The organism is Occallatibacter savannae (assembly GCF_003131205.1).
Taxonomy (GTDB): domain Bacteria; phylum Acidobacteriota; class Terriglobia; order Terriglobales; family Acidobacteriaceae; genus Telmatobacter; species Telmatobacter savannae.
Map to the genome: position 1 here is coordinate 18,758 of NZ_QFFY01000002.1, position 21,892 is coordinate 40,649.

Consider the following 21,892-nt stretch of genomic DNA (forward strand, 5'->3'; position numbering starts at 1 on the left):
TGAGGTTGAGTCATCCCTCCCTGAAACGTTCTTACCCGTTTCTGCAGGACCAGTGTGTGAGTTTTCGTACCCCCCGATCTATTTCGGTACAGCAGGATCGAGCAGTATTGGATCTGCGCCGCATCGAGCGGTGGCAATCGCTGAACGGAAAGAAGTGGCGACTGTGAATAGTGAAGAGAGCTTTTCGCCTGTGCAACAGGTCGCAAGGCATTCTGGCCTTTGCCGGCCTCGGATGTCTCAGATCCACGATCAAATCTCCCCGAGAAGGTTTGAAAAACGCACTCAACCTAGAACGCGTTCCCGATGGTGGAGCCCTGGTTCAGTCCAACAGCGGGTGCAAAAACCTACTCAATGGGACGCAGACTCGGATCGCCGCAATCCCCTACACAATGTCTTCCAGAAAACGGAAAGAACGAACGGTGCTCTAATCCTGCCGAAAGAGGTGAACTTGTGAGGCCTAATCAGAGCAAAGTCCCGGCCGAAGTGGTCGAGGCTGCGCGGCGGGGTTGGAAACTCTTTCCGGTTGTGCCAAAAGGCAAGGCATCGATGATCAAACACTGGCCGCGAATGGCGTGTAACGATCTGACACAGCTTAGACACTGGGCCGAACGATTCACGGGATGTAACTGGGGAATGGCGACGGGGGAACCTTCTGGTGTCATCGTGGTTGATATCGACGGGCTCGATGGAGCAGCCGAACTATCGCTGCTTGCTGGAAACGGATATGTCCTGCCGCAGACGCTCACGGTCAAAACGGGACGGGGAAAACACTTGTATTTCCGACGTCCTGTCGGAAAAGCAATACGAAACTCCGCGGGCAAACTCGGCAAGGGCTTGGACGTTCGGGGGGAGGGAGGATACGTGCTGACAGCTGGTTCAGTTCACCCAAATGGGAAGATTTACGCATACGAAGATCCAAGTGCGGAGATAGCGGAAGCACCGGAATGGCTCCTGAACAGACTGTGTGAACCCTCCAACTTGAGGGTGAATGAGAAGACCTCATTTAATGACCCAATACCCGAAGGCACCCGAAACAGCACTCTAACAAGTCTTGCCGGATCGATGCGCAACAAAGGGATGTCTCCGCTCGCCATGGAGGTCGCGTTGCTCGAGGAGAATCGTCAGCGGTGCAGCCCACCTTTGCTGGACGAAGAAGTCCGCACAATTGCGAGAAGTGTAGCGCAGTACCCGGCGGGTCGCCTTCCACAACTAAAGACGGCATCGCCCGACTGGGAAGAACCCGAGCCCTTTGAGGAAATCCTTCCGAATGTGGCAACATGCCATTTGGAGTGGATGCCGATATCCCTGCGGCCCCTGATAGAGGACATAGCTGATCGACTCCAGGTCCCTCTCGATTTTCCTGCTGTAGCGGCGATTGCCACACTTGCTGGCATCACAAATCGCCGGGCGGTGATTCAGCCCAAGCAGAGAGATTTTTCCTGGGTTGTAGTCCCAAATCTCTGGGGTGGGATCGTTGCCTCACCGGGAATGTTGAAGTCTCCGGTAATCTCCTCGATGACGCGCCCAGCGCTAGCCGTCGAAAGAAGATGGCGTGAGGTGTACCAAGAGGAAATCAAGGCATATCAGTCCGAATTGGAATTGCAGGAAGAAGATATGAAGGCGTGGAGAAATCGGTATCAAGCGGCAATCAGAAAAAATATGGAGAAGCCTGCCAAGCCGGAATCGACACTTTCCGAGCCAGTGCTCAAACGCCTCATTACGAACGACGCGACCTTCGAGAGCCTTCATGAGGTGTTATCGGGTAATCCGGCAGGCCTGTTTGTCCTCCGGGATGAGTTGACGGGATGGCTTGCCGGATTAGAGAGGCAGGGACGAGAGCAAGAGCGAGCCTTTTACTTGGAATGTTGGAACGGCGATTCAGCCTTCACCATTGACCGCATCGGCCGCGGGAGTGTGCATGTACCTCATGCTTGTATTTCGCTCTTTGGTGGGATCCAGCCAGCCCGCTTGCGCTCGTACTTGGCTGACGCATTGCGTGATGGACCATCGAATGACGGCCTTATCCAACGATTCCAGTTGCTAGTGTGGCCTGATGTGCCGACGACGTGGAAATACGTCGATCGAAGTCCCGATCAAGACGCTCTAAAACTGACGGAATCCGTGTTCGATCGAATCGTTGCGCTAGACTCAAATTCCCCCCTGTATTTTAGATTTGACGAGGAAGCTCTGAAGCTATTCGAGCAGTGGCTGACCGATTTGGAGCACAGAATCCAGATCGAAGAATCACCACACATGCACGCACATCTTGCTAAATATCGGAGTTTGATGCCGGCACTAGCCCTGCTCTTTGCTCTCGCAGATGGGAACGGTGAATTTGTGCCCTTCGTGCACGCCCAAATGGCTCGCGAGTTCTGCGCATACTTGGAGTCACATGCGCGGCGCGTTTATGCCTCCCAAGTCGGCCCAGAGCGCGCAGCGGCGATCTCCCTGAGTCAACGCATTGCGAGAGGCTGGAGGTGCCAAGAAGGAAGCTTTTCTCTGCGAGACGTATACCGCAATGATTGGACCAATCTTGATTCTCCGGAAAAGGCCCGAAATGCAATCAGGATCCTGGAGGAATACCGCTGGGTGCGGCAAGTAGAGAATGCGACCTCTTTTGGTCGGCCAAGTGAAAGGTATGAGATCAACCCCAAGCTAAGAAAGAAGGTCTGACGGCTGCTGGCCTAATTCTCGGCCTCAAGCACTGACAGAACTGCCAGAAATCCGTTCTGTCAGTTTTGTCGGTTCTCCTCGAGGGCATTATCCTAAAGAACATCGAATTGATTGTGCGAGCGACGATTGGCTCGTGTCTTTCGCTCAGCCCGAATGGGATGCAAGCACTTGACCAATGTCATTGATGATTTCACTCCTTTTTGTTGGCTAACGTACATTTAGCACTTCTGGTGTTTGCTAAATTATGTTGCCACACTAAGACTTAGATCGACTTACCGACACATAGTACGATCCGTCAGTGTGGACCGGAATGGTTCCTGTTATGTCGCTCTAGCGAATTTCGCACTGTGCCGGCGATGAGAGTACACCAGTGCTTTCAGGAGGACAAGTAATGGAGTCCTTCTTCCATCTGCAGTTCACTTAGTCTCGAGACCGCTGCCCTACTACGGAAGCGTTTGGGAGTCTGAGAGGCATGCAAGATAACGGGAATCCAACGTCCCGAGGCACCGGTATGGCTCAGCCGATTGAAACAGACGCCCGATTGGCTGCGGATTAGAGTTCTTGAGTCCTCGAGTCCTTGTGAATTCCGCTCAACTGCTGGGCAATTAGGGTCCCCTTTTTCGCAGAACGGGGGAGAGGGGAAGCCCCCTGGGCCATCACCGCTGCTTCCTACCTCACCTGACGGGTCGCCAATGTCTCTCGTATCCAATACACGATCGCGAGCAATACATGCCCTCTGCAGTCAATGGCTTTTGATGTCGCTGATGGATTGGAGGTGTCCTCCGCGAGTCGAGGGTGAATGCTCGACTCGGAGGCATTCACTCAGGACCGCGGCTAAATCTGGCCACAAGCTTCTCCGCAAGAGACTATCCGATGCCTGGTACTCCTTGTGGGTCGGCTCCTAAATGCCGAAGAGGTCTAGAACTAAGCTTGAGCAGTTTCTAACAGCCTTTTTACAGCTGTTTCCGCTGCTTCACCGCTTCACCTATAAAATCTGGCCTGAGACTAACCCCGCGGCTGCATGGAACAGTGGCTACGTACGGAAAAGGGCGTACGTCTTGGAATGAACAGTTCCTCATGACTCCCCTCGGGTTCTCTAGGGCTTCTCACCTGTGAGTTCACGCCTGTAAGGCCCCCTAACTTGATCTTGTCAAGTCGAAGGCTGCAGAAAGATGGTGATGTGAATGGGAATTCCAGGACACCCAAATTAGCTTCGCCACAGATGCGAATTGGTGAACCTTGTCGCACCAGCCAAAAGGGGCAAAGATCAGAATCTCACCAAGGGGAAGCAACCCAGTTGCAACTAGCATAATCGCAATTCGTGCTAGACAGCACTAAAATCACACTCCCCACTGGGGGCGTCTCGCTACTCCTGAAATAGCGGCTCGTTTGGGCTTCGAATGAGATTTTAAAAACAGCCCCTAGTATTGAGATTCCCGTCTCGATGACAAGGGCCTCGTCAGGAACAACACCTCTCGCGATCATGGTAGTCAATGCAGCGACAATTTCTAAAAGGGCATCTCGAAGATCTTGTTTCTTTGATTCCTGCTTGGATGGTCGGTCGTGAGTGTAAGGCTGAAGAGCAGATCCCAACCTATTGAATGCCTCATGCTCTTGCGCCGTGTACAGCTTCAGTTGAGCTCCCGAAACATGTAAAGCGTGAGCTTCCAGCAGCCTTTCTGAAAACTTCCGCAAGGCTAAGGCCAAAAAGCCTAGATCCGCCCATCCATCCTCAGTAAACAGATTTGTGATTCTCGCGCGTCTCTCGAGATCTGAGTTTTTCAGCTCTGTTGCAAGACGCTGCGGAACGCGAAGTGTACCGGGATTTTCCAGCATCCGTATGAACTCTTCTGAATAGCCGGTCGCACAGTAGAAGAAAAGTATTTTGCGAAGCACACGCTCGGCACGCTGACGGGCGGCAACGGCAGCACGATCATCATCGTCATTGTTTACAAGTGAAAGGAGATGCTGCCAACTTTCCAACATGGCACGATTGCCGGTCATCCGAAACACTGGCAACCCAGCGATTTGCAGTAGCCTCTCAGCAAGCTCTCGCGGGCTTTTACCGATGATCTCCGGACGCGCGATACCGAAGTGCTCGCAAAGGAACTTCCTTTCGCTCACTCGAAGCGGCTCGAAGATCCACGAGGCATCCAAGGCGCTTTCGATACTTCTTGCGATCCAAAGATTGAATACCTCTTCGATCCCAATGTCGTTTCTGTACCACGCTTTTCCATCGACGAGAGCACGAATCTCGTGCTCGTAGTTCTCGCCGAGCACGTCCCTGAAAGCTCTCCGGAGTTGTTCAAGGTCTGCATGGGCCATAGGCTTAATAGTCGATTACATCGGCACTTGCATGCAACTCGCACCTGGTGATGCAATTGTCTATTACGAATTGGCCCTTACCAAGGCGCCTACTTACAAATAGCCGAGTCTGTTCCGGAGTGGCTGCACACCCTCCAACCTCACAGCGTCCGTCCCTCACCATAGCCCAGAACGCCACGACTTTGAGATTATGGAGGAAAATGAAATTGTCAGACCATACGCGGCCTCGCTCACCGATATGCATCCGGTCGCCCTTAACGGCGTTGCAGAGCCCGCATATGATTCGAAGGTTCGAGAGGCCATCTCCACCGATGCGATAAGGCACAATGTGATCGAGCGTGGGGCTAGCATGCTGGGGTTGGCGATTGTGGAGGGCTTGATTTCTGAAATGCCAACCGCAGACGACGCAGCGGTGTGCCTGTCTGTCCAGAAGTTTACGCCGCACGGTGTATGGCAAGTCGCTGAGTCCAGAAGCTCTTACTGATGACAATGTCCTCAAGCGCGATGCGATGATTGACAGTTCCTCAGTAAGTTGTTCTGCTGTGTTCGCGGAGAGGCCGAGACGTGATTCGATGCGCCGACAAGCGGCAGTAAAGTTCGGTGCAGTTTCGATATCCGAGAGCAAGAGGAAAAAGATTCTCGAAGCCAAATGTTCTTTTAATTCCTGCTCAGCGTCATCAGCAGAGCGATCACTCCATCTCTGCAGAATAGACAACAGATCGGGTATGCTTGGATATAGTTGCAGCAACGTTACAATCGGCGCCGGTAGCATCTATTCTTCCGCTTTGAATAGCCGGTGGGGTCGAGCACTAAGTTTCAATTGGCTAACGGTCTTCTCGGTGCTGATGACTTTTTTGATCGCGTCGGCCAAATCGTCGCGGGCACCCTTGCTTCCATCAAACCCCGTCAGTTGCCACTCCGTGAAAAACTCCGGAGTCAGACGCTCGAGTGTGCGCTCAACGAGCTTAGAGAAGGTTCTCGAATCCGGAATCGATTCGGAAATCGGAATTCCCTCCGTGGCCTGTTTCTGTTTCAGGTGCTGAAGGAGAAACTCCAGAATGGTCTCCTGAAAAACCTTCAAGACCGTGGCAGTCATAAGCCTTGATGCCGGAGTCTTTTTGTTCTTGTCAAGCAATTCATCTGAGAAGACAGAAGTGCCTTCATATCGCTGCTTCACAGCAGCCCAGAATGTGATGAACATTTCAAACCACAGCTCCTCGGATTTCCAGAATTCTGTGCGCTCGCTTAGCGACTTGCCTTCACACCGATGATCAAACAGTTCGCGGACCGGTGCTTTCCGTTCGTACCATAACTGAATCACTTTCCCCTGCATGGCAGCTGCATCAATGAACCCCGACTCATTCTTGATCCCAAAGGCCAGCATGTCGAAGAAGGGGCTCTGTTCATCTTCATGAACCTTCATCACAGCCTCAATCAAGCCGACGCGAATATTGGCTTCCCGCAAACGCTCCTCGATAACGGAGCGTTGCTCCTTAGAAAGGGATTGGCCGACGATGGCAATTAGGAGACTCTCGGGAACACGTCGTGCCGTGCGATTTGTTACCAAGAATTGGAATGCTAGTTCAGGCCAGTATGCGGTCGGAAGTGCTGTGACGAGAAAAGGAATATTGGCGAAGTTCTTCGTTCCCATCACTCGATGCTGGCCATCGATAAGTATTCCTGGTTTTAGCTCGTCACAAACTTCTCGGTAGATGTCAACCACGGCTGAGTCTGGCATCGCTCCGAGGATTTCCTTTTGCAACCGACTCAGGAACAGGAGACGCCCGATTACGACCTGTTTAGGGCTTGGAGAGAGGCCTTTGAGTTCATCTCTGATCTCCGCGGGGATCGTGTCATCAGAAACATCTTGGTCCTCGTTCGGCGTTTCTGCTTCTCCCGAGGCCCCGTCGAGTTCGGGTTGTACTCCGTCGGGCAATTCAGGCAGTTCACCATTTCTTGCGTGATCGCGAAAGGCGTCGGCAACCCTTCGCAATGAATCACGGCTCAATTGACCGCCGCTGATATCCAGTAGTTCGTCGAAAATGTACGTTTCCAGATCGCTGTATTGCGCGAGTAGGGCCTCGATGGATTCGTCCTTTGTTTCCGGATCGCGATCGGATTCCCAAGTGATCCTAACAACCCCTTCACGAGTCTCCCCCGGCGTGAGGTCATGGTCATTGAGGCGCTCTCGATCCTGAGTAAGTGCGGCCACTCTCGACTTAGCGCGGATGGGGTCGAATCCCACGACGATCGCTGTGGGCGATGAATTGTCTCTATTCTCAAAGAAGCGTTGAACCTCTTGGATGTGACTTGGAATCTCTGCCCGCTGGAAATTCCGAACATTTCCCGTCTTCTTCGTCGGTACGCGCGCCCAAGCATCTATCTCGCTGCTAGGGGCGACAAACGCAACCTGAAGTGGCGCATTTTCCCGCTGCTTAAAGAAGATTGCAGAATATTCCTTGCTCTGTGTCATAGAAGATGCCTTATGTCAGGAATCGATACTTCGGGCCGATTTTATCAGATAAATAAGGCGGGGCTCCGCACGGACATCGGGCGGAATACGACTTTCGTGCAAGCTTTCTGTGGCTGGAACAAATTGCTCATCCGAGCACGTCTATCGTTCCCTAACCGCAGTTGCCCCTGACCGCAATCGTAACCGTGTATCACGCACCGTATTTGCGAGGGCGTTATGGCCCTTTGGGATCTCCTGGACCAGTAGTTCAGAGGACCACTAAAGTTTAAACGTCGCCCTTACGTGCTAGAGTAGCAAGTTGTTGCCGTTGCCAATGTATTTCTGCAAAAGCATTGTGATTATGAATACTCTCGTGATTTATTGCGTGGACCTTGAACCACATGATCCGCTCGTCTCCCTTTAAACGAACTGTCACGTTTCGCACAATATCTTCGACAAACGTAGGATTATCGTAGGCTTGCATTGTCACATGGCGCTCGTCAGCCCTCTTCAGTAGCCCGTAGACCGGCGAAGAAGCAGAAGCCTCCGCGATTTCGATAATCTCCTCTATCCAGACAGTCCTGCCGCCGGTCTCAATCATAACGTCGATTGTGATCTCGCCCCTCTGGTTGTGCGCGCCGTAATCACTGATGGCTTTGCTGCACGGACATAAAGTCGTAACCGGCGCTGAGACCGAAAGGAAGAAATCATCGCGGCTAGCGTTACATTCCGCGCTAAATCTGCATTCGTAATCGATCATGGCCTTCGCACCGGACACGGGAGCAGACCTCTGTAAGAAATATGGAAATTTCATCTCGATGTGTGCCTTCTTGGCCTGCAAGCGAGATTTCAATTCATCCAAAATCAATGGAAAAGTTCGCATCGCAATCTCACCATGGTATCGATTCAGTACCTCAATGAACCGACTCATGTGTGTACCTTTAAACCGATGCGACAAATCAACGGACATTGAAATGGTCGCTATGGTTGGCTGGCGTTGACCGTCGCGATTCAGAACGATGATCGGATACTTCAGACCGCAGACTCCTACACGATCAATCGGAATTCCTCGCTCATCGGAATGATTTTGGACGTCGTGCATCAATGCCCTCCCAACCACAAACTACCTTGCAGTCTTTCGGTGCCAAACTGAGGTTCGGTATTGTAGGAGTAAATAGTTCGCAAGCAGTCGGATGTCTTTCGTTGTGTTTTGGATTTCATTCCACTTGCGCGTCACATTTCCGCCGAAGTCCCAGAAACCACTAGTCCATCGGCAGAATGGTTCTATGCCCTCGAGATCCTGCCGGAATTGTTCGAGTGTCACCGATGCTTCGCGATGGTGCCGATCCGCAATAGCGTCCATAATGAATCCCATGCCAATGATCCCGGCGCCATGAACCAGTCGAGAGCGGTTAGGCGGCAGCTCCCACGCATCCCGAAACACCGCGGTTACCGCTGACCAATATGCTTTCAAGAGACTTAGCATCGCTTCCGCATCGCCGCCGCCATCTTGTTCGCGGAAACGATACAGCGCCCCGTCACTGAGACTATGCTCAAGCATCTTAAGAATTGAATTGTCTTGTATGACTCCGTCCGGGTTCGTAGCGGTCTTGATCTTGAGTCGCAGAGGTGAATCGGGGTCATAATTGAGTCTATTGAGGAGCATCGATGGGAAGCGCCTCTTCTCAAGCAGTTCCGGAAGAAGCATTTGGGTCGTCGGCAAGAGTTCGTAAATCAGAGCCTTTGACAGCGGCTTTGTAGAGTTGACCAGAATGAATTGCTCTCTTTGTTGCTCAACATCCTGGGCCACAAACGCGACAACACAGATTGGGAATGATTCGACCCTCGCTTCCCGAATAGCGGCTATGCGCTGCTGCCCATCGACGACCCAAGCTGGCTTTTCGTGTTCTGACCAGTCGGATTGCATGGGTACTTTGAGGTGTCCGCCTCGACTGAAGCTGTCTTTGCTTGTACCATTTGCGATGAACTCGATCCTCTTGTCGAAGGCGAGAACCACAGCGTTAGGAATTAGAGGCGACTCTGATTCGATGTACTTCCGAATCTCTGTGATATGAGACAGAACCTCAGGTCGCTGGTACCCGTCCACAGCCAATTGATTTGTTCGTGCGATTCTCGAAATCGCGGCGAATTTTGGTAGAGTCTTTCCATCTACGGCGAAGGCATAAAGTACGCGTCCTTCACCTTGTTTGACTTCAACGGCGGGCAATACGAGTTCGTTAGCGGATTTCATGCCGTTGCAACTTCTTCCTGCTCCAACGCAGTAATCAAGGCAGGTTGCGGGACCCTCTTGGCTTGGAGCTTCTGATAAAAAATGTAAAGATTATGAAAGCCTCGGCGTCGATTTCGCTCTGCTCCTCGAAAGACAATCGCGTGGATCCCGATTGACTTGCAAATATCGCATGGGCATCGCTTCCATGGTGTGTCCGCGAGGACCTCCCGATAAGCGTTCTCGAAGCTCCGTCCAACACTGTATAGCGCCTCGTAATCCAATATCGCTTCGAGAGCCTGCGATACGCTGCATTCTCCGCGTTCGAATTCATTTAAGCGGAGCAAGCAATTTCGTTCCAGGCGCCTCGCCTCTCCTTGATTCACCTTCCCGGATTTGATTTTTCGCAAGAGTTGCGGGTTCGCGTCTACCTGGGGAACACGAATTGCGGTGTAAGTTCTGTCCTCTGTGTGATAGTTGTCCCGCTCATCCTTGAACGCCTGTCTTAATGGTGAGGTGCTGTCGATGCTAGCGACCCCAAGATCTGCAAAATCTTGCATGCTGTCTAACCGAGTTACCCCCAGAATATGCAGCCGGACACCCGCTCGCAGGATCTCCCGGATCGCGCTTAGACAAGTGAGAATGTCCCGCGTCCTCAGGCCAACCATCCCGCCGAGGGCAATGTAGGTATAGCCTATGTTTTGAAGCTCTTGGACTGCATGCGCATAAGAGCGCGGACTCCAGCCCTGGGCCACCCCAATCGGGGTAAATCGAGATCCACTTCTGAGGTGCTCGCGCATGAAATCTTTCGCGAGGGATGTGGTCAGTTCTTGGCGATCATGCCAGTCCGGATTAACTCGCGTTTCAGTTGGATCGTAGCCAAAAATTATATGATCGACTGACATCCCAAAATCAAACCCCATCGCCTGGTAATAATCGACAACTTCCTCCACTGAGTATGGAGGCTTCTCCTCGCGCACATACGCAAACGCGCCACAGTCACCCATCGTAAGGAGATTAGGATCCGAGATGCGAAAAAACTCTCGCACGCCAGAACGCATCATCCTCTGCTTTTGCGCCAAACTATAACGTCCCGCTTGCAAAACTGCTTTGGAAACTAGAACTCCGTCGAATGGCGCTTTCGAGAAGGCCTCGTGAGCATACAAGTCCTCTCTGTGTCGCAATCTGAGGCGCGTTCTACCTTCGGTTTCGAAATCGAAACTGGGATCGATCTGGTCTTGACTGTCGGGGAAGAAGAATTTCATGCTCCTCGCCCCTTCTGGACGTACGCGCGGACCAGGAAGTTCGATAAAACCCGAATATGTCGGGGAACGTTTTGAACCTCGTTCCATTCAATATCACCAAGTCCGTCCCATCGGCCAGATGTCCAGTGACATATCGGAACGAGGCATGCAATTTCCCTTTCGACTCTTTGAACCGCTTTCGAATCTCTGACGTCGATCGAGGGCATCACACGATCCATAACCCTTCCCATAGATCGAATTCCTGCACCATGCATCAATCGACTCCTGGCAGGAGCCTTACCCCAAGCGTCCGGAAACGAATTTCGAACGGCTTTCCAATAGGTCAAAACAATCGTCCAAATCAGGTCAGTATCCGATTGACCTGTCGCAATATTTCGATAAGGAAAAAGGCAGCCCGAGGGAGTTGTTAAACTTTCCTGCAGCATCTTCACGATCGAAGTGTCTGTCACAACTGCGGACTTCCGCTCCCCTGCAGGAGTTGAGGTGCGGATAATGAGGCCCTTGAATGGAGAATCCTCCTGCGTGTTTAGGAGATCACATAATGCGGATGGAATCTTTCTTGCCTCCAAGCTGGATGGTAAGGAGGACGACACTTCAGGCAACAACTCTGTGATCAGTCCTCGTGGTAGCGGTTTTGTGTTATTTACTCGCAAGAACTGGTCACGTTGGATCTCGACATCATCCGCGATGAATGCATTCACAGGGAACATCATCTCCTTACGCTTCGACTTTGAGATTGCTAGGGCTCGTTGCTGTCCATCGACAATCCAGCCGGGACGCTGCTCCCCGTCGCGCGGAATCTCAATTTCAATTTCGCCTGCATCTGCAAGTCCATCGGCGACTTTAGGTCCTCTGCTGGCGCGAAACTTCACTCTCGATGACAGCGCAAGGATAATGGAATTTGGAAACAGTCCCGCATCTGTCTCCAGGTAATCCACGATGTCCTGAATATGCTTCTTGACTTCCGGCCTTTGATAGCCAATCAGTTTTCCATCGTCGGCTCGAGACAGGCGAGAAATGTCCGCCACCTGCAGAATTTCGGCCCCGGTGAGTGCGAACATGTACAAAGGGTGTTTCGCGCTCTGGGCCAATCTGATTGCACGTCGGGTGACGTAGCGCTTTTGTTTAGGCAACGTTCACTTTCTCCTTAACTTCGCGGAATAACATTTGGAATCGCTTCTCCTCTGCTGCATTACCTGAGCGTCTGAAAGCTGTAAGAACTGACGATCTCGAAACTCTGATGTCCTCTTCAATTCGATCAGAAATGAAATCTTTGATTTCCTCGTCGGTCGCTCTCTTTCTTTTCGGCACCACAAACTCCCCGCTGTCCATATTGAGTTGGCGAAGCGCAGTCTCTATTCCGGGCCTGTTCAAAGCCAAGGGATGATTGCAAACAAGCCACGCAAGAACTCGAGCACTCAGCGATATAAGAGCGCCTCCAACGACAGATCTCATATTGGCGGTAAGATGAACTTTGAACTGTTCCAATTCGCCCGGGAGTGCTCCGCGACGGCATAAGATAGTGAGGTTCGCACCATGTCGAATTTTGGATACTGCTTGCTGCAAGTCATCAGCCATAGCCTGCAGGTACGCCGGAGAACCTGTGACCAGCAACAGTGACTCTGGATCCTCTGACGCGAGTCCCGAGATCGATCTGTGTGCTTCGTTGCCGATTCGGATGGAACTCAGAAGTTTCCACCATTGCCTTAGTTCACCAATCTCGGATGAGACAGTGTCAGCACCGTACGGCGCAAAAGTGGCTGAGTATGGTGGGATCAAAGTAGAGGGGCAGATCAGGCCGCATCCTGCTGACGCGATCCACAGCCTCACATCGATACATGATTTGGTCTGCACTGCACCAACCATTCGGCGAATATTGGCCCAATAGTCGCCTTGGTAGAGATCAAAAGCAGGTAGCCTTTTGTCTGAACCGACCGAGAGTAGGCGCTCCTTCCACAGTTCACATTTTGTCGAGATGTCACCCGTGTAAGGAAGATTCCGAACCATCAACTGAGCGCTTGCAGATGCACTCTTCCTAGCGGTGCACGTGACTACTACGTTGACGGTTCTCCTACGACTTTTGTCCATACGAGTCACTCGCTAAATTGCGAACTTGTCTCCCCTACCTGAATATGCAGCACCGCTAGTACACGTCTCACGAATCACAACTCGGCACAGCCCTGGCAATGATGGTTCGAGTGAATTCCAGATCCACCGTGCCAAGACCTCGCTCGTGGGATTCTCGAGTCCCTCAATTTCATTGAGGTAATAGTGGTCAAGACGCCTGAGGATCGGTTCGAATGCCGTTTTTATCTCTCCGAAGTCCATGATCCAGCCTGCTTCTGGATCAACCGGGCCGGCGATGTGAATCTCCGCTCGAAACGAATGCCCATGTAGTCTCCCGCACTTGTGCCCTTCCGGGACTCTCGGCAGGCGATGAGCCGCTTCAAATGTGAACTCCTTGAAAATTTCCATTACGAGGTGCATTTTACTCGACGTAAATACACGAATGCGAGTAAATTGTTTGAAACGTAATTTCCGTTGACGAGTATCCGCAGAAATTACAGGATAGTTCCGTTGGAGGTGGTAGCAGATGGATTCGCCAGACCGGAAAAAGGCAGTTGTACTCCTAAGTGGAGGGTTGGATTCAACGACTGTGCTTGCGATAGCAAAGAGTCAGCGATACGACCTGTACGCTTTGAGCTTTGATTACGGACAAAACCACAGGATTGAACTGGAATGCGCTGCAGCGATCGCTCGAGATTTCGAAGTTGCCGCTCACCTCATCAGTCGGGTCGATTTGCGAACGTTCGGAGGGTCTGCTTTGACCTCGAGTGATCCAATTCCGAAGGGGCGCACCATAGCTGCAATGGGCCAGGGCATTCCTGCCACATACGTGCCCGCGCGGAATACGGTTTTTCTAGCGCTCGCGCTTGCTTGGGCTGAAACCCTGAAATGCACCGATATATTCATTGGAGTCAATGCCCTCGATTACAGCGGGTATCCCGACTGTCGTCCAGATTTCATCCGAGCGTTTGAGAAAATGGCGAATCTCGGCACGAAGATCGGCACTGAAGGTGCGCAGTTACGGGTCCATGCACCTTTAATCGCTATGTCGAAACACGAGATCATAGCGACCGGACTTTCGCTCGGTGTGGATTATCGGAAGACGCTCACCTGCTACGATCCCTCCTCATCCGGAGTCGCATGCGGAATGTGCGATTCATGTCAATTACGACTTAAAGGATTTCAAGAGGTGTCCCATTCAGATCCCGCCGTTTATGCGGAGACTGTGGCGTCGTGAGTTACGCGGTTAAGGAGATCTTCTATACGTTGCAGGGAGAGGGATACCATACTGGTCGTCCGGCAGTGTTTTGCCGCTTCTCCGGATGTAACCTCTGGAGCGGGCGCGAAGCTGATCGATCGCGAGCGATATGTCAATTCTGCGACACGGACTTTGTGGGTATAGATGGAACGGGAGGTGGCAAATTCGACTCGCCCGCTTCGCTCGTAACCGAGATCGGCAGTCATTGGCCCAGCAACAATCTCAATCGCCGGTTTGTTGTTTGCACCGGTGGTGAGCCACTACTCCAACTCGACCCAGGCCTCATTGATGCACTTCACCAAGAAGGGTTTCAAGTAGCGGTTGAGACAAATGGAACCGTGTCTGTTCCGATGGGAATTGACTGGTTATGCGTCAGTCCTAAGGCGGGTAGCAAGCTGAAAGTGAAAGGCGGAGATGAACTGAAGGTTGTTTTCCCGCAAGCAGTGGACCCGACTGAATACGATGCACTAAGATTCGATCACTTCTTCGTCCAACCAATGGACGGACCCAATCGTGAACAAGCCGTAGCAGATGCGATAGATTTCTGCAAATCACATCCGAAGTGGAGATTGAGTCTCCAAACGCACAAGTTTGTCGGCATCCGGTAACTCTCTCAGTTCACCATGCGAGAATGGCTATCCAGTTATCTCTAATCTGAGCAGTAATCGCTTTGCTGTCGATTCTTACGATACCTCCATTTTCGTCGTGCGGCCATTTGTCCATGCCACTGGTGTGCTGCCTCAATTGGCAACTCCCAATCTGAATATCCTTCTCTCGCTTGTGGATTGCTTGCAAATCCGCAGATGCAAAGGCCTCGACCAAACTCCGCATCTCGTCGGCTGTGGCGCGTCCCCACGATTCGACGCTCAGGCACTCAGGTCTTGATCCTTTCTTTCGGTCTTATTCGATTGTCATGCCTTTGTGCCTCTAACCTCCGCGTTGGCTCGATTTCAAGAGCAAGCGGATCATCGCAAACATGCGATGAAACAAGTAGTCGACCTGAGTCGATTCGGCGATGGCCGGCTTTCCTATCTCGGTGTGGCGGATCATCAGGTTATTTCCGAGAAAAGTGAGCTCTTTGGCCTCGGACTCCAGTCGTTCTCGAAGAACCGGCTCGGCGGCGGCACGATCGAGGAGGGCCGATGCCTGCGCCCTTTTGTCCCTGCCCGCTTCCATCGTCTTCAACCTCTCCCACGCGTCCCAAAGCTTTTCCAGTCCCTCCTTGCGGACGGCGAGTTCCCGATTGAGGAACTTTTCCCGTGACACTTCGAGCAGCCGATCCAGATCAGCATCGCCGGTTCGAAAAATGGCGATGGCAAGAGCCTCCTGGAGTCCGGTCGGGGCGAGACGAACGATTTCACCCTCTTTCATCTCAAACGCCAGCCCCTGGCGCTCGAAGATGCGGTTCACGTCGTGGGCGAATTTTCCGCGCCCCGCTCCAGCGTCGTAGACGAGATGATCGTGACGGAAGAACCCGTGATGTTCATAGGCTCTGGGAAGCGCGACGTGCTCATAGCCAAATTCCAGAAGATCAAAGATCTGCAGGTCAGTTGGGAAGTGGCCGTGCTGATCGGGCCAGTGTTTGGGCCAGATGACGCGGTACCCGGCGAGCGCAGTTTCGAGTTTTCGCGGGTCGCAACCGATGTTGACGGAGCCGTCCGGGCACCAGTCCGGAAACTGTTCACCAAACCAGTGTTCGTCGATGCGGGCGTTGACCAGCCCCACCAAAGCGGTTGCCGCCTCAGGAGTCAGTTGCTCGCCGATCCTTGGCAGCGCCAGGCCATGCCTCTCTGTAAAAAGCTTCTTCACCGATTTTCTTCTCTGAACTCTCTGGGCAGGAAGAACGCATGGAGCCGCCCATCTCAGTCTTCGGCTTCCTCGATTGGCTTACCGAAAAATGCCAGCACAATCTGCGCCTTTCCGGGATTCTCTCTTTTGACCAGCCGGAGAACATAGCGGTGAAGCTTCGGGTCAAGCATCGTCCAAGTCGGCAGTCCCCGACTCTGGGGATTTCCGAGTGGGTTGGCCTTGGTCCCATTCCAGCGGAACCCGACTCGGCGGGTGTTATCCCACATGCCCAGGGCATAAGCGCAATCCCCGGGCCCCCGATCGAGGACCACGTCGACCAGACGCCAATTGGCTTTCGGCGAGACCACCCTTGCGGGCTCAATGTAAAACATCGATTCTCCTTTCCTCTCCAAAAGTTCGTGGCGGATTCGAATATCGATACGAATATCAATACGTATAGCCGTACGTATGCGATGTTGTCAACTCCAGCGCCATCCATGCAACGGCGGTAAGCCCGAGACCGATCGCTCGGCAACAATCGTAGGTTTTGGGATCTAGAGCAACTATTTTATTTGCAATGTGGTCCGCCTGGAGAAAGCGGGCGTGGTAGACCGTGTGCGTGACACGAACGACCGGCGCAAGGTTGTGTTTCGCCACATCCCTGAAGCAATGCTCCGCGTAAGAGCTTGTTATGCCAAGCTCGGAGCAGCGTTGACAAAGTTGCTCCTAGCTATCGGACCCAGGACCTGGAACTCATTGTCTGAAGGCCTTACTGGAAGAGTGCTTCTCCCCAGTGCCGTACGATCGCTGCTTCTGAGCTTCAGAATGCCCGTTCAAGGGTACCTTGCAAGCCGCCGAGTCGATGATTGCAAGCTCTAACGCCTTATGCGGCTTCCCGAAACACGCTTGATTTTTCGAGGGTGCATTCCCGCTGAGGTACTCTTCCAGTTGAACCGCAGGTCAGGACCAATGACTGGAATTTGCCGCATTTACCGAAAATCGCGGGTCTATAAAGCGAGCGGGAAACTAATGGTTTCCGCTCGCGGTGGATTACAGCTCATGATCGGCTAGCGCTTAGAAGTAGGCCGAAACTGACCTCTTCCTCGTACGGGAAGCATTGTGTGTATTCCCGTATTGTGCGCTATGTAAGGGCAAGGAGGAGTCTTTCAGTCTCTCAGAAGTGATAGAGGACCGCGTTCATGAGCGATCTCCCTGGCCGCCTGGGCGTCGTACAGTGTGTGTGCGCACTTGACTAAGTGGATGTGATAGGACGAAAATCGGCAACAATAATCTACTCAATCATTTCTGGCTAGGGATGGCGTTGGTCAAGTACGCATCATCTCAATCTCGCGCGGTTTCAAGCACATTATTGGAGGTGCTTGAATTAGTCACGTCTCCGAAGCGGGCTAAGGATGCTATCGATGACAAGGAGCTGTCGGACGGACCACTCTTCCCAGGCGACAAGTTCTTCACTGAGTGGTTTCGTAAGCGGGGCACAATATATTCGTTCCTATTTAAAAAGAATCTACGGGTAACCAACATCCAGGTCGCGGAATTGATAGCGCTGCTTCGGTCGTACAGATTGGACAGCGGACGCGATCTCGCATTCCGTTCGGTCGAGGGGTATAAGGACTTCCTTGTACACGTCGCGCAGAGCCTAAAGGTCGTACTTGCGGAAGGGAATACAAAGTCCCGGGCTCTGCAGAGCAAATACGGAGACCTGATCTGTGACGCGGCGGTTATCGATGTGATGTATGGATCCTGCGTTGTTTATCTGCCACCCGGAGTGGTGATCGATCTGAAAGCGGTTTGTTCCCAATCAGGATATATACATTCATGCGGCCGAAATGTGTACATCCGCAATGTCTACAAGGCAGCCAAAAATGAGTTTTTCGCCAATCTCGAGGGGTACTTGGGCGAGAGGTATGCAGGCAAGCGAGTATTCTTTCGTCCTTACTCGAATGAGGATTTCACTGATTTCGATCGCAAGCAGAGGGAAAGCCTAAAATTTGGCTTGGATGATGTGAAGCTTTCGGTTCAGAAATATTTCCTCGGGGAGGATCGTATTGCGGACGTGATCGAGGAGATGAGATCGGTATTTCAGGGAAGGCTGGAGATTCCGGGTCCAGGTGACTATCATAACGATTTCCGATTGTTGAACGGACTAAGAAGGTCTAGTGACTTTGCCCATAGGAACGCACTTTTTCTGATCATGGACCACTCCACCAGATTGAACGAGCAGCCACAAGGCAATACTCAGCTAAGGGGTAATCGACATTTCATAATTTGCTACGATCAGGAGTTCATCAATGAAAATCCTTTCCATCTGTTCGATGAGGACAAGCCGGCGTGGTTCGACCATACTACGCTTCCTCACACACTCGCGGGAGCGATGATCAATATCTCGAGACCGTTTTGGCCACGAAGATCCGGCCCGTTGTTTGTTTGCGATTGTTTCGTGGGAAGCGGGACGACGCTTTTGGAAGCGAGTAAATGCGACGACATTATCTGCAGCGGGCTCGACTATGAACCCATCAGCCCTCTTCTGATTGAAGACAATGTCCACTTTTTTTCGTTATCCGTAGAGAAACTGAGAGAGTATGAAGGGCTCGTCCTAGAAGTAGCAAACTATTTGGTCTCTTCGGACGATTCGCCAGCCTATGCGAGACAGTGGGATTTGTCAGAACCAGGGATGGCATTCGGAGAGGCCAGGAAGCTCTTTAGTAGATGGCTCGAGAGGAGAACGAAGTCTCCTGAATCGACTCCAGCCCTCGTGAAGTCGCTTCGGGAAGTGTCTCCATTTGTGCGTCTTCTCTTCTACACGCAGCTAAAGGGCGCGAGGCGCTATGAGGCAGCAATTACGAGCGGTTCGTACACGATCGACAAGGCGTTGCATCAGGAACTCGGCACACTTCAAGAAGAACTGAAGCAGCTGGTCGGGCTTCGTCAGAGGACTGAAAGCGGGGAATCAGATGGCCGGCGAATGATCTTTCAGGGGGCCTATTCGGAGAGCTTATCGATCGCTGAAGCTGCACTGAAGTCCCTTTCAAATCAGCTTCTCAAGCGAGTGAAGAGCAAGAACTGCCTCAAATGGAGGCCAAGAACGGAGTTCGATCTGATAGTTACTGACCCGCCTTACGGGTTTAATACGACGGAGGATCCAGAGGCTCTCGCCGAGATCTACTGCACATTCCTGAGGACAGCCGTGAAATCACTGAAAGACGGGGGACAGCTGGTGTTAGCGTTACCAGATTGGTCTCATACGGGAAGAAGGCTGCCAGCTTTCATACTCAAAGACTTCATCACGCATCAGGTAGTGACGATTGCAGAACAGGAAGGCCGAGAGATCATCACGTCGGCAGAGCAGATTACCAAGACGGTTCCGGTCGCTCCCTATTACTGGGAGTCAGAAAGAGCTTTGAGGAGAGCAATTCTGCACTTCAGGTTTAGAAAACGACCAGAGTACCGAAGGGATTCTCAAGCGCCTCCAAGAGAATTGACAAGCGGACCCGGGGGGCTTACGTTACAGTGAAAATAGGAAGGAGGACTTCCATGTGTCCTGATTCCATTGAGCTAAGGCCGAGGCTCGCGGACGCTTACAAAGAATGGGATAAGCTAACAGATGAAGAGCGTAGAACGCTGATTCCATTTTTATTGGAGAGCATCAAGGGTTGGCGGGCTTGGGCAGGCATCGACTCAGCTAGATTGTCTTGGCTCGAAGATCAATTCACAAATGCTGGGGTTCCATTTCGAGGTGGAGTGTATAGGGCCTTTGCGCCTCCCAGTCTCTGTGGAAAACTCGACGGACGGAACTCGGCACGGCGGCATTCCGCTTCGCCCAGACGGACAGCCGGGTCCTAAATCGTCCAGTAGCCGGGCGGTTTTGCTGAGTTCGAGATCATCACTTCCGGTTCCGGCTCAAACACCGTGCGAATTGTGCGTACTCCAAATCAGTTAGCGATTTTAGGTTCCATCAGTCCTTCTGCAGGGATGAGCGCTTCACCGCTTCCCCATACGGGAAGCCGTGAAAGCACGTACTTAAGGCCTCAGGGAGCAGCGCACTTCCGATCAGGGTCCAAGCACATGATTGCAAAGGTGTGACGAAAGCCATCGGAGGAGCCATCTTCAAAGCTTCTCAAAATGAACGGCCGGACCTCTCCACTATCCGGCCGTATCAAAAAGTAAAGGTTGAATCACGCAGCTTTAGCTGAAGCTCTTCTTCAGAGTCGCCACGGTGATGTGGGGCCAGCCAAGATTGACATACGTGGGCGGCGTCCCTTTGAGCAGGTGGAGGATCGGGAAGTTCAGGACCACCATCTGCGCATACTGCAACTGGATAAAGCTGTGGCCCGTGTTCTTGTTGTGCGCCTTTTCGATCCAGAACGTCGCGTACACGATTGCTGTGTCCGCGTTCTCGACAGGCTTCTGTGTACCACCGATGTTCTGAGATTCCCCGGCGAGGAACTGGATGTTTTCGATTCCACCGCCAAACTGGGGCACATTCACCGTAGTCTTGGGACCGCCTGGCCCAGAGTTGGGATTCGTTAGGAAGGTCAGTGGCGTTTCAGTAGAGATGTTCAAGGAGACGCCTTCAAACGTGTATCCCTGGTTGACCAGATCCTGAACATCTTTCTGTAGAAGCGTGATGGGATCGTTGACGACGTCTTGAATCGGAACACCATTAATGTTTGCTGGCAGCGGAGGCTCAGGTGGGTTCGTGTCGAAAGGTGTACGGGTATTTAGCGTGAACGGAGGATTCAGCGGACCAGGAGGGATTGGCCCGATTGGGATCGTCGTGTCGTACTGAGGAAACGGTGTTGCGGGCACAGTTGGCGCGGTCAACTTCTCAGATGAACCTGCTGCATTGAACACCGCCCCAGGTGCAGTCGGCTGCACCCCGAATGGGGTGCTGTTGAAGGAGGGAAACAGAGAAAAACTGTACTGGCTGCCGCCCGATTTCAGAACGGGACTGCCCACGAAAGGCGCTGCCACCCCCTCTACGAGGATAGAATTCCCATGAGGAATCGTACCCATTCTCGCGACCAGTTGCTGGGGCTCTGGTACACTCTCCGGCGGAAAGCTCGTGTTTGGCTGAGTAATCCAAATTCCGGGCTCGATATGGAGCGCCCCGTCTTTCCCGGCGTCCGCGATCTGTTGCAGGTAGGTCAGCCCAAACAGTTCGATATCGTCTTGGCCGAATCCACGGTTCGGAATCGGTGAGCCAATCGCTTCGAATTTCAGCGTCTCGCGGGTTTGATTTAGTTGCAGGTAAAGATCGGTGTTATCGTGGAAGTCGGGACGTGCGATCAGGTTGAATCCATGTCCCTTCCAGTTCCCCACCAGTTCACCCAACAATCCAAGCTGCTTCAGGACAGTCCCACTGTCCGGGGCTATACGTGTGCTTGATATGCGTGCCATAGGCACTCCTTTCCCATCGCAGGTTTTGAGTGAGGTTTGTCCGGGCACTCGTCGCGACGCGTGTATTGACCCGACTACTCCTGAGCGATGGCGACCGAACTTGAATAGCTAGTGATATGAACCACAAGAGCGTTTCCAGAAAATCTGTGGAAGCATCCCTTGAGTCGCCGGGGGTCATCGCATCGTTAGTAGCTGCGCGTGCCAGAGGTCGAACCTGCTAGATCTGACTGGCGACATCGCCAATAGCTGCGCGAAGGAACACGTAGATGTATATTGTCCCCAAAAAGCTGAATCCGGAGGAGTTGGAAGTCGTTCGTATACTTCGTTTAGAGAATAGCAATCGTCAGTTAGACAGGCTGAGTGATTTTCAGTTGTATCAGCTGTGGCAGATCGGCGAGGTTGATCTTCAAAAGCTTCGC

At 52.4% G+C, this 21,892-nt stretch carries 17 protein-coding genes; 4 read left to right on the forward strand and 13 right to left on the reverse strand.

The features are described from left to right. Window positions 1-351: 351 nt before the first annotated feature. Window positions 352-2,673 carry a DUF3987 domain-containing protein gene (locus DHV10_RS07660; protein ID WP_275425910.1) on the forward strand — a complete coding sequence of 774 codons (2,322 nt, stop codon included), beginning with the start codon at window positions 352-354 and terminating at the stop codon, window positions 2,671-2,673. Window positions 2,674-3,948: 1,275 nt separating this feature from the next. Here the strand turns inward: DHV10_RS07660 and DHV10_RS07665 are convergent. The 9 genes from DHV10_RS07665 to queD form a co-directional block, all read right to left on the reverse strand. Then, entirely contained in the window at window positions 3,949-4,953 is a 1,005-nt protein-coding gene (locus tag DHV10_RS07665; protein ID WP_162601299.1) for a hypothetical protein, read from the reverse strand. A gap of 49 nt (window positions 4,954-5,002) precedes the next feature. After that, complete coding sequence (locus DHV10_RS28190; protein WP_109485781.1) at window positions 5,003-5,770, reverse strand: HNH endonuclease; 768 nt, start codon at window positions 5,768-5,770, stop codon at window positions 5,003-5,005. Further along, complete coding sequence (locus DHV10_RS07675; protein WP_109485782.1) at window positions 5,771-7,471, reverse strand: ParB N-terminal domain-containing protein; 1,701 nt, start codon at window positions 7,469-7,471, stop codon at window positions 5,771-5,773. Between the two features lie 265 nt (window positions 7,472-7,736). Next, window positions 7,737-8,552 (reverse strand): GTP cyclohydrolase FolE2, encoded by an 816-nt coding sequence (gene folE2 / locus DHV10_RS07680; protein WP_109485783.1) that lies wholly within the window; start codon window positions 8,550-8,552, stop codon window positions 7,737-7,739. A 21-nt stretch (window positions 8,553-8,573) separates the two neighbouring features. Continuing rightward, window positions 8,574-9,701: a DGQHR domain-containing protein DpdB gene (gene dbpB, locus DHV10_RS07685; protein ID WP_109485784.1), complete on the reverse strand. Its 1,128-nt coding sequence runs from the start codon at window positions 9,699-9,701 to the stop codon at window positions 8,574-8,576. Further along, window positions 9,698-10,942 carry a tRNA-guanine transglycosylase DpdA gene (dpdA, locus tag DHV10_RS07690; RefSeq protein WP_204101363.1) on the reverse strand — a complete coding sequence of 415 codons (1,245 nt, stop codon included), beginning with the start codon at window positions 10,940-10,942 and terminating at the stop codon, window positions 9,698-9,700. The genes dbpB (DHV10_RS07685) and dpdA overlap by 4 nt, the downstream gene beginning before the upstream one ends. Next, window positions 10,939-12,075, reverse strand: a complete 1,137-nt coding sequence (gene dbpB, locus DHV10_RS07695; RefSeq protein ID WP_109485785.1) for a DGQHR domain-containing protein DpdB — start codon at window positions 12,073-12,075, stop codon at window positions 10,939-10,941. Before dbpB (DHV10_RS07695) ends, dpdA begins: the two co-directional genes overlap by 4 nt. Continuing rightward, window positions 12,068-12,949 carry a hypothetical protein gene (locus DHV10_RS07700; RefSeq protein ID WP_109485786.1) on the reverse strand — a complete coding sequence of 294 codons (882 nt, stop codon included), beginning with the start codon at window positions 12,947-12,949 and terminating at the stop codon, window positions 12,068-12,070. Before DHV10_RS07700 ends, dbpB (DHV10_RS07695) begins: the two co-directional genes overlap by 8 nt. 93 nt (window positions 12,950-13,042) lie before the next feature. Next, a complete protein-coding gene (queD, locus tag DHV10_RS28195) occupies window positions 13,043-13,429 on the reverse strand; it encodes a 6-carboxytetrahydropterin synthase QueD (protein WP_275425899.1) in 387 nt (128 codons plus the stop codon). Between the two features lie 106 nt (window positions 13,430-13,535). Here queD and queC point away from each other — a divergent pair, with 106 nt between their 5' ends. Both queC and queE read left to right on the forward strand, forming a co-directional pair. After that, window positions 13,536-14,246, forward strand: coding sequence for a 7-cyano-7-deazaguanine synthase QueC (queC, locus tag DHV10_RS07710; RefSeq protein ID WP_109485787.1), 711 nt, complete (start codon window positions 13,536-13,538; stop codon window positions 14,244-14,246). After that, window positions 14,243-14,875: a 7-carboxy-7-deazaguanine synthase gene (gene queE, locus DHV10_RS07715; protein ID WP_109485788.1), complete on the forward strand. Its 633-nt coding sequence runs from the start codon at window positions 14,243-14,245 to the stop codon at window positions 14,873-14,875. The genes queC and queE overlap by 4 nt, the downstream gene beginning before the upstream one ends. Before the next feature lie 319 nt (window positions 14,876-15,194). Here the strand turns inward: queE and DHV10_RS07725 are convergent, their stop codons facing one another. Genes DHV10_RS07725 through DHV10_RS26985 form a run of 3 tightly spaced genes read right to left on the reverse strand, consistent with a single transcriptional unit; the run spans window position 15,195 to window position 16,712 of the window. Further along, window positions 15,195-16,076, reverse strand: a complete 882-nt coding sequence (locus DHV10_RS07725; protein WP_109485790.1) for an AbiJ-NTD4 domain-containing protein — start codon at window positions 16,074-16,076, stop codon at window positions 15,195-15,197. Window positions 16,077-16,129: 53 nt separating this feature from the next. Next, window positions 16,130-16,447, reverse strand: coding sequence for a hypothetical protein (locus DHV10_RS07730; RefSeq protein ID WP_109485791.1), 318 nt, complete (start codon window positions 16,445-16,447; stop codon window positions 16,130-16,132). A gap of 55 nt (window positions 16,448-16,502) precedes the next feature. Beyond that, window positions 16,503-16,712 (reverse strand): hypothetical protein, encoded by a 210-nt coding sequence (locus DHV10_RS26985; protein ID WP_162601300.1) that lies wholly within the window; start codon window positions 16,710-16,712, stop codon window positions 16,503-16,505. 718 nt (window positions 16,713-17,430) lie between these two features. Here DHV10_RS26985 and DHV10_RS07735 point away from each other — a divergent pair. Further along, on the forward strand, window positions 17,431-19,587 hold the full coding sequence (locus DHV10_RS07735; RefSeq protein ID WP_239461534.1) for a TRM11 family methyltransferase: 2,157 nt from the start codon (window positions 17,431-17,433) through the stop codon (window positions 19,585-19,587). Between the two features lie 671 nt (window positions 19,588-20,258). Here the strand turns inward: DHV10_RS07735 and DHV10_RS07740 are convergent. Continuing rightward, entirely contained in the window at window positions 20,259-21,473 is a 1,215-nt protein-coding gene (locus DHV10_RS07740) for a heme-binding protein (RefSeq protein ID WP_162601302.1), read from the reverse strand. Window positions 21,474-21,892 lie beyond the last annotated feature (419 nt).

Coding starts and splice junctions, on each gene's coding strand:
- DHV10_RS07660 (WP_275425910.1), top strand. CDS start 352: ATGGGACGCAGACTCGGATCGCCGCAATCCCCTACACAATGTCTTCCA.
- DHV10_RS07700 (WP_109485786.1), bottom strand. CDS start 12,949: ATGGTTCGGAATCTTCCTTACACGGGTGACATCTCGACAAAATGTGAA.
- queC (WP_109485787.1), top strand. CDS start 13,536: ATGGATTCGCCAGACCGGAAAAAGGCAGTTGTACTCCTAAGTGGAGGG.
- dbpB (WP_109485784.1), bottom strand. CDS start 9,701: ATGAAATCCGCTAACGAACTCGTATTGCCCGCCGTTGAAGTCAAACAA.
- queD (WP_275425899.1), bottom strand. CDS start 13,429: ATGCACCTCGTAATGGAAATTTTCAAGGAGTTCACATTTGAAGCGGCT.
- folE2 (WP_109485783.1), bottom strand. CDS start 8,552: ATGCACGACGTCCAAAATCATTCCGATGAGCGAGGAATTCCGATTGAT.
- DHV10_RS28190 (WP_109485781.1), bottom strand. CDS start 5,770: ATGCTACCGGCGCCGATTGTAACGTTGCTGCAACTATATCCAAGCATA.
- dpdA (WP_204101363.1), bottom strand. CDS start 10,942: ATGAAATTCTTCTTCCCCGACAGTCAAGACCAGATCGATCCCAGTTTC.
- DHV10_RS07740 (WP_162601302.1), bottom strand. CDS start 21,473: ATGGCACGCATATCAAGCACACGTATAGCCCCGGACAGTGGGACTGTC.
- DHV10_RS07730 (WP_109485791.1), bottom strand. CDS start 16,447: ATGTTTTACATTGAGCCCGCAAGGGTGGTCTCGCCGAAAGCCAATTGG.
- DHV10_RS07675 (WP_109485782.1), bottom strand. CDS start 7,471: ATGACACAGAGCAAGGAATATTCTGCAATCTTCTTTAAGCAGCGGGAA.